Genomic DNA, 6,520 nt, shown 5'->3' on the forward strand with positions numbered 1-6,520 from the left:
AGATGGCGCTGTGGCGGCAGAAGATCAAGAAGGACGCCGGCCTCATTCATCACAGCGACCGCGGGTCGCAATACGTATCCATTCGCTACACGGAGTGATTGGTCGAGGTCGGCGCGTCGGCATCCGTCGGATCGGTCGCGGACTCGTACGACAACGCGATGGCCGAGGCCCTGAACGGCACGTTCAAGGCCGAACTGATCGAACATCAGGGGCCGTGGCGGGACTTCGACGAGGTCGAGCGGGCCGTCTTCCAGTGGGTCGCGTGGTACAACGGTGAGCGCCTCCACTCCGCCCTCGGCTACATGCCGCCCGACGAGTACGAGCAGGCGTACTGGACGAGCCCGGAGCAACACCCGCAAGTCGCTTGATCACACGATCGCGGACGCCACGAAAGTCGGGGCAGCTCACTGGTGGAATCACGGGCCATACCGCGCCGCGGATTCGCTCGATGGGCCCAGCCTGACGAGTGTTCACGCTTACCGATCGCTGTCCTGCCGTCCCGCCGGCGCGGGGAGCACGGCAGGTCTGGCCGCTGCGGGCGGAGGCCCGGACGGCGCTGTCCGGTCGATCCGACGGACCGGGGTCGGCGGCCAGGCTCACCGCGGACCCCCGCACCGGTGGTCCGCGCCGTCGGCGACGAGGGCTCAGAATGCCGTACGGAGTGCCGGCAGGAGGTTGTCCTCGGCCCAGGTGAGGAACCCGGGCTGGCTGTCGCCGCCGACCTGTACGAGGGCGATCTCCCCGAACCCGGCGTCGACGAACGGCCGTACCGCCTCGACGAAGTCCTCGGTCCGGTCGCCGCACGGAATGGCCCCGGCGACGTCGTCGGGGCGGACGAACCGGCTCGCGGCGGCGAAACCCGACGTCCCGGGCAGCTCGGCGTTGACCTTCCAGCCACCGCCGAACCAGCGGAACTGCTCGTGGGCCCGCCGCACGGCGGCGTCCCGGTCGGTGTCCCAGCACACCGGCAGCTGGCCCACGGCCGGCTTTCCCGCTCCGCCGTGCTCCGCGAAGCCGGCGATCAACGACGGGTCCGGCTCCACCGCGATGACCAAGTCGGCCAGCCGCCCCGCCAGTTCGCAGGAGTCCGGCCCCGAGACCGCGAGCCCGATCGGCGGCACCTGCTCCGGGAGGTCCCACAGCCGCGCGCCCTCGATGTCGAAGTACCGGCCCCGACGGGTGACGTAACCGCCGTCGAACAGGGCCCGGATGATCTGCACCGCCTCGTCGAGCATCGCCTGCCGCACCGGTACCGCGGGCCACCCACGGCCGACCACGTGCTCGTTGAGGTTCTCGCCGCTGCCCAGACCGAGCCGGAAGCGGCCCTCGGAGAGCAACTGCACGGTGGCGGCCTTCTGTGCCACCACCACCGGGTGGTAGCGGAACGTCGGGCAGGTCACGTAGGTCATGAGCGGGATCCGGGAGGTGGCCTGCGCGGCCGCGCCGAGCACCGCCCACGCGTACGGGGCGTGACCCTGCTCCTCCAGCCAAGGGAAGGAGTGGTCCGAGATCACCGAGAAGTCGAACCCGGCCTGCTCGGCGCGCACGGCGTCCGCGACGAGGTCACGGGGGCCGCGCTGCTCGGTCATCAGCGTGTATCCGATTCTCACCATGCCCCACGCCTGCCCCGATCGCGGCGTCCCTCACACCGACACCGGCACCGACCGGCGCATCCTCCGCTCTGCCCACTCACCCACACTCCGGCGCGGCAGCCGAGGAACCGCGAGGAACCGGGAGCCGCGGGGCCCGGTCCGCCGGCGGTGGTCCGGGCCCCGGACCGTGGCGGTGTGCTGTCTATGAGGCGGTGCGGCTCGGGCGCCTGGCTTGTTCGAGGGCGTGCTGGAGCTGGTCGCGGGTCATCGTGGAGCGGCGGGGGATGTCGAGGTCGGTGGCCCGCTGGTAGAGCTCGGCCTTGGTGAGCTGGGACAACTGCCGCTTGCCGGTCGGGCTGGTGCGCTTCGCCGTGGTCTTGGTGGCGGTGGGCTTGGCGACCGTGGTCTTGGCGGAGGTGCTCTTCTTGCCGCCGGTCCGTTTGGGGGCGCCCGCCGCACCGGAGGCACGGGTGCGGGCGGTGGACTTCTTCGGCTGCCCGGCGGGCTCGTCCTTGCGGGCGGAGTCGAGGCTGCGGCGCAGGGCGTCCATGAGGTCGATGACGTTGGTGGCCTCGGGGGCGGGGCCGCTGGAGACGGCGATCTCCCGGCCGGCGAGCTTGTCCTCGACGAGCTTCCTGACCTGTTCCTCGTAGGTGTCGTGCCACTCGTCGGGCTGCCAGTCGATGGCGAGCATGCCGATCAGCTGCTCGGCGGTCCTGACCTCCTGCGCGGTGAGCTTCGTCTTCTCCGGGAGGTTGTCGACCTCGCGGTGCGGGTCGCGGACCTCGTCGGCGAAGTGCATCGTGTGCAGCTCCAGCAGGCCGTGGTCCGAGCGCACCGCGGTGAGGTACTCCTTGCCGCGCATCGCGAACATCGCCAGCCCGGCCTTGCCGGCGTGCTCCAGGGCCTCGACCAGCAGCCCGTAGACCTTCTGGTACTCCATGCCGCGCGGGCCGAGGTAGTAGGTGCGGTCGAAGAAGATCGGGTCGACGTCGTCCAGGTCGACGAAGCCGGAGATGTCGATGGTGCGGGAGCGGCCGGGGGAGATCTGCTCCAGCTCGTCGGGTTCGACGATCACGTACTCGCCGTCGGTGACCTCGTAGCCCTTCACGATGTCCGCGAACTCGACCTCCTTGCCGGTGCGCTCGTTGACCCGCTTGTTGCGCACCCGGTCGGACGTGCCGCGCTGCAGCTGATGGAAACGCACGTCGTGGGACCGGGTGGCGGAGTACAGGGCCACGGGCACGGTGACCAGGCCGAACGTGAGCACGCCGGTCCACATGGGTCGGGCCATCACGTCCTCCTTCGTTGCACCGGTCCCGCTGCCGGGCCCGCTCGCGCGACACGGTCACGGCCGGCGTCGGCGCCGGGTCGGCGGTCCGCAGGCGGTGCCGGGCCGGTGGTCCGCAGGCGGTGCCGGGCCGGTGGTCCGCAGGCGGCGCCGGGCCCGACGGGTGTCGCCGCCCTGCTGAGCGCCTTTCGGAGGCGATACGGCGACGCCCTACCGGGCGCCTGGCCACCTGCGGCATCCTCAAACCCGTGGCCCGCAGGGTCGGGCTGATCACGTCGGCCGGTTCGGCCGCTGCGAAACCGCGGCTGCACCGCGAGGCCGGGCCGTCGCGCCGGGTTCATAGCGCCAATCCTGCTGCCGGGACCACTCCGACCTGCAACGACACGCGGCAGGCCGGGCTCGACCCACCCCTCGAAGCGCCGCCCGGCGGGCTTCGGCAGAGCACCGAGGGGGGAACATCCCGGGCATCCCGGTGCCTGACGCACCGGGAACAGGCCACCAGCGGGCCCGGCCGCCGCGCCCGGTCCGTCCGGCGGCCGTCCTCACGGCCGGGGGCTCTGACGAGTTCTGCGGAGAGCCGGCGCAGCGTCGGCCGGTGGTCCCGTCCGTGGGGTCAGAACAGGGGGTCCAGGTCGGGAACGGCCGGGGTGGGTGCGGTCGGGATGACGTCGAAGACGGTGTCCGTTTCGGTGACCCGCAGCAGGCGGATGACCTGGGGGCCGGGGGCGGCGAGACGGAAGGCGATGCCGGCGGCGCAGGCGGCCCGGCGGGCTTTGAGGAGTTCGTTGAGGCCGGAGGAGGAGCAGAAGATCAGGTCGCGGCAGTCGACGACGAGGGTGGCGGGGACGGGCGTCGCGGTGAGCGCGTCACGGAAGGGCCCGGGCGAGGGCCGGGGCGGTGTCCAGGTCGGCGTGACCGGTCAGGGCGAGGACGCGCGTGCCCGGGGGCGCCGGGCGGCGTCTGGTGCTCAGGCCCGTTTCCATGATCGGCCCCTTTCCGGCGCCGGATCGTGCTCCCACGGTCGGCGCGTCCTGCGTCTGCCCGCCCCCGCGGGAGCGAAGCACTCGCCCGCGGAGGCCCGAGGAACGAAGACAGGCCGCGATTAGGACGGGGTGATCGCGGAAACACGCCCGGTGTCCGGCACCGGCCGCCGCTGCTCCGCCCGGTCCGGGTGCCTGTTCAGCTGCGGGAGGTGAAGGCCGTGGACGGCATGACGGAACACTGGTGCTTCCCGCTCGACTGCGACTCCGGCAGCGCGCTGGAACCGGCCATGACCCACCTGCGGGGAGTGCTGGGCGCCATCCCCCCGACCGGCGGGGCCACCGCGGAGCGCAGACGGGACGACGTGCTCCTGGTGGCCTGCGAACTGCTCACCAACGCCTGCCGGCACACCCCCGGTCCCACCCGCCTGGACGTCGACGTCCACGACGGCGTGCTGATCGTCGCGGTGACCGACACCGCCGCCGCCCCGCCGGTGGTACGCCCTTGGCGGCCGGCGCAGCCGGGCGGCCACGGCTTGCACGTCGTGGACAGGCTCACGACGGACTGGGGTACCGCCCCGGCTTCGGGAGGCAAGACCGTGTGGGCCGCGCTGCCCGTTCCCTGACCCCGCGCGAGGCCGTCGGCCGGGGTCGCCAGGGCGGGGCAGCCGTGTCGGTGCCGGCGTGCGGGCGGGCGGGGACAGCCGCAGGGTGGTGGGAATTGCCGGTGTCGCCGTGGGGACGTAGGTCCGGCCGGGCGGCGGATCGACGAAGATCGCGACGGGCCCTATCCTGGCGCGATGTCCGACAGCACTGCCCCGACCCTGCTCTTCGTCATCGGCCCGGCCGCGGTCGGGAAGATGACCGTAGGCGGCGCGATAGCCGAACGCACGGGGTTCAAACTCTTCCACAACCACCTGACCATCGAACCGCTGCTGCGGCTGTTCCCTTACGAGTCGCCGCAGTTCCAGCGGCTCAACCACGGCTTCCGCGAACAGATCTTCGCCGAGGCCGCCGCCAGCGACCTGCCCGGCCTGGTGTTCACCCTCGTCTGGGACTTCGACGACCCCGCCGACGCCGCACTCGTCGAACGCTACGCGGCCCCCTTCCGCGACCGGGGCTCACGCGTGCTGTTCCTGGAGCTGTCCGCCGACCAGGACGTACGGCTCCAGCGCAACGCCGGCGAGTCCCGCCTCGCGGAGAAGGCCTCCAAGCGCGACCTGCAGTGGTCCAACGCCAACCTGACCGGCATGGACGCCCGGTACCGCCTCAACTCCGTCGACGACTTCGCCCACACGCCCGAGGCACACCTGCTGATCGACAACACCCATCTGGAACCCGATGAGGTCGCCGTGCGGGCCATCGAGTACTTCGGGCTGGGAGCTGTGTCCCCGGCATCCGGCTGAGCGGCATCGGGTGGGCCTCACGGGCGGTGACCCCTCGCCGGTCACCGCGGTGAACGGTTGCCACGGGAACACCGGTGGCGGGGGCTGCCCGGCTGGGCGAGTGCGCCGTTCATGAAGCCGAGCGGCAGAGACACCCCCGCATGCCGCCCGATGGGCGCCGGCCTGCGCCTCCGGGCCCGGCTCATCGGCGTTCCGGGCGTCCCCGGCGTCCCCGGCGTCCGCTGTCGTGGCGGGAGGAGGAATGCGAGTGAGCCGGGGCGGTTGTGCTGGTTTCGCCGCCGGGGCAGGCGACCACACGCGAGGTACGGAACCCGGTGTCGGTCCGAGCCGCCGGCCAGCGGCACCGCCGTAACCCTCGCGGACACCGCACAGGCCGTCGGCGAACGAGAGCAAAGAACGAGAACAAAGGAGGGCCGCCATGGCCTGGATCCTCTTCCTCATTCTGGTCGCGATCATCCTCGGGATCATCGGCGTGGCCGCGCATGGCCTGCTCTACCTCCTCCTCATCGGCATCGTCATCTTCCTCATCGCCCTCGCACTCGGCGGCGCGTTCCTGCGCAGGGGCCGGTCGGCTCGCCAGCCGAGGTGACGGCCACCCGTCCGCAGGCCCGGCCCCGGTCCAGGGCCCGGCCTGGGGAAACAAGCGGCCGGCCGGCCCGCTCGCGAGAAGAGTTGACCCGCCGATCTCGCGGGACAGTGACCCGCCGATCAACCGGCACTCATGGAAGCGGCACCGCCTCCAGACGCGGGTGCTGCCCGGTGCCGGGGGGCGCCGACAGGACCGTCGCCACGCCGTCCGCGATCTCGACGGTCAGATCACCGGCCGTGCTCCTCCAGACCAGGCCACCGCCGGGCCCGACGCGGTCGGTGGCGTGCACCACCACGACGGCGGGTGGGGCGTGTCCGCCGACCGGCCCGGGCAGGGTGACCGCGTAGCGGCGGTTGAGGCTCTTCATGATCGGCCTCCTCGTGTTCGCGGGCCAGGAGCCCCACGCCCTACGGACTTCGGGCGGCTCGGGATGGGAGATCCCCGCGATCCCGCGGCGTCGGACTCCTCCGTGCAGTCCCGGCGGCCCGCAGGCGGACCTCCGGCTCGTTGCCCTGCTGCCGGTGGACGAGGGCAACGAATGCGCACAACACGGAACGCGCCTTCCCCGTTCCTTGTTCACGGTGCGGGCGGCGATCTCCTCGGCCCGCTTCTCGCTCCCGACCGGTCGGGATGTGTGGGCGTGTACCCGGGACCCGGCTCCC

The 6,520-nt window shown here is 72.3% G+C and carries 6 protein-coding genes and 2 pseudogenes; 4 read left to right on the top strand and 4 right to left on the bottom strand.

What is annotated here, in order from left to right; all coding sequences use genetic code 11:
* Window positions 1-368: pseudogene (locus ACIGG8_RS42575) on the top strand (transposase); the annotation flags it as partial.
* 276 nt (window positions 369-644) lie between these two features.
* Here ACIGG8_RS42575 and ACIGG8_RS42580 read toward each other — a convergent pair.
* The 3 genes and pseudogenes from ACIGG8_RS42580 to ACIGG8_RS42590 all read right to left on the bottom strand — a co-directional run.
* The gene (locus tag ACIGG8_RS42580) at window positions 645-1,613 is read right to left on the bottom strand and encodes an LLM class F420-dependent oxidoreductase (protein ID WP_396553954.1); all 969 of its coding nucleotides are present in this window, start codon (window positions 1,611-1,613) and stop codon (window positions 645-647) included.
* A gap of 181 nt (window positions 1,614-1,794) precedes the next feature.
* Window positions 1,795-2,886 (bottom strand): Ku protein, encoded by a 1,092-nt coding sequence (locus tag ACIGG8_RS42585; RefSeq protein ID WP_396553955.1) that lies wholly within the window; start codon window positions 2,884-2,886, stop codon window positions 1,795-1,797.
* A gap of 610 nt (window positions 2,887-3,496) precedes the next feature.
* Window positions 3,497-3,715: pseudogene (locus tag ACIGG8_RS42590) on the bottom strand (STAS domain-containing protein); the annotation flags it as partial.
* 378 nt (window positions 3,716-4,093) lie between these two features.
* Between ACIGG8_RS42590 and ACIGG8_RS42595 the strand changes: the two are divergent.
* From ACIGG8_RS42595 to ACIGG8_RS42605, 3 genes are all read left to right on the top strand, one after another.
* A complete protein-coding gene (locus tag ACIGG8_RS42595; RefSeq protein WP_396553959.1) occupies window positions 4,094-4,489 on the top strand; it encodes an ATP-binding protein in 396 nt (131 codons plus the stop codon).
* A 174-nt stretch (window positions 4,490-4,663) separates the two neighbouring features.
* Complete coding sequence (locus ACIGG8_RS42600; RefSeq protein WP_396553956.1) at window positions 4,664-5,269, top strand: hypothetical protein; 606 nt, start codon at window positions 4,664-4,666, stop codon at window positions 5,267-5,269.
* Between the two features lie 418 nt (window positions 5,270-5,687).
* Window positions 5,688-5,858 carry a hypothetical protein gene (locus ACIGG8_RS42605; protein WP_396553957.1) on the top strand — a complete coding sequence of 57 codons (171 nt, stop codon included), beginning with the start codon at window positions 5,688-5,690 and terminating at the stop codon, window positions 5,856-5,858.
* Window positions 5,859-5,988: 130 nt separating this feature from the next.
* On the opposite strand, the gene ACIGG8_RS42610 is transcribed toward ACIGG8_RS42605, so the two are convergent.
* The gene (locus ACIGG8_RS42610; protein WP_396553958.1) at window positions 5,989-6,225 is read right to left on the bottom strand and encodes a DUF6296 family protein; all 237 of its coding nucleotides are present in this window, start codon (window positions 6,223-6,225) and stop codon (window positions 5,989-5,991) included.
* Window positions 6,226-6,520: the final 295 nt, after the last annotated feature.

This window comes from Kitasatospora sp. NPDC085464 (assembly GCF_044541955.1).
In the GTDB taxonomy this organism is placed as follows: Bacteria; Actinomycetota; Actinomycetes; order Streptomycetales; family Streptomycetaceae; genus Kitasatospora.

What these genes read in the sequence shown, in the direction of transcription:
- ACIGG8_RS42580 (WP_396553954.1), bottom strand. Translation starts at nt 1,613, where the DNA reads ATGGTGAGAATCGGATACACGCTGATGACCGAGCAGCGCGGCCCCCGT.
- ACIGG8_RS42610 (WP_396553958.1), bottom strand. Translation starts at nt 6,225, where the DNA reads ATGAAGAGCCTCAACCGCCGCTACGCGGTCACCCTGCCCGGGCCGGTC.
- ACIGG8_RS42605 (WP_396553957.1), top strand. Translation starts at nt 5,688, where the DNA reads ATGGCCTGGATCCTCTTCCTCATTCTGGTCGCGATCATCCTCGGGATC.
- ACIGG8_RS42595 (WP_396553959.1), top strand. Translation starts at nt 4,094, where the DNA reads ATGACGGAACACTGGTGCTTCCCGCTCGACTGCGACTCCGGCAGCGCG.
- ACIGG8_RS42600 (WP_396553956.1), top strand. Translation starts at nt 4,664, where the DNA reads ATGTCCGACAGCACTGCCCCGACCCTGCTCTTCGTCATCGGCCCGGCC.
- ACIGG8_RS42585 (WP_396553955.1), bottom strand. Translation starts at nt 2,886, where the DNA reads ATGGCCCGACCCATGTGGACCGGCGTGCTCACGTTCGGCCTGGTCACC.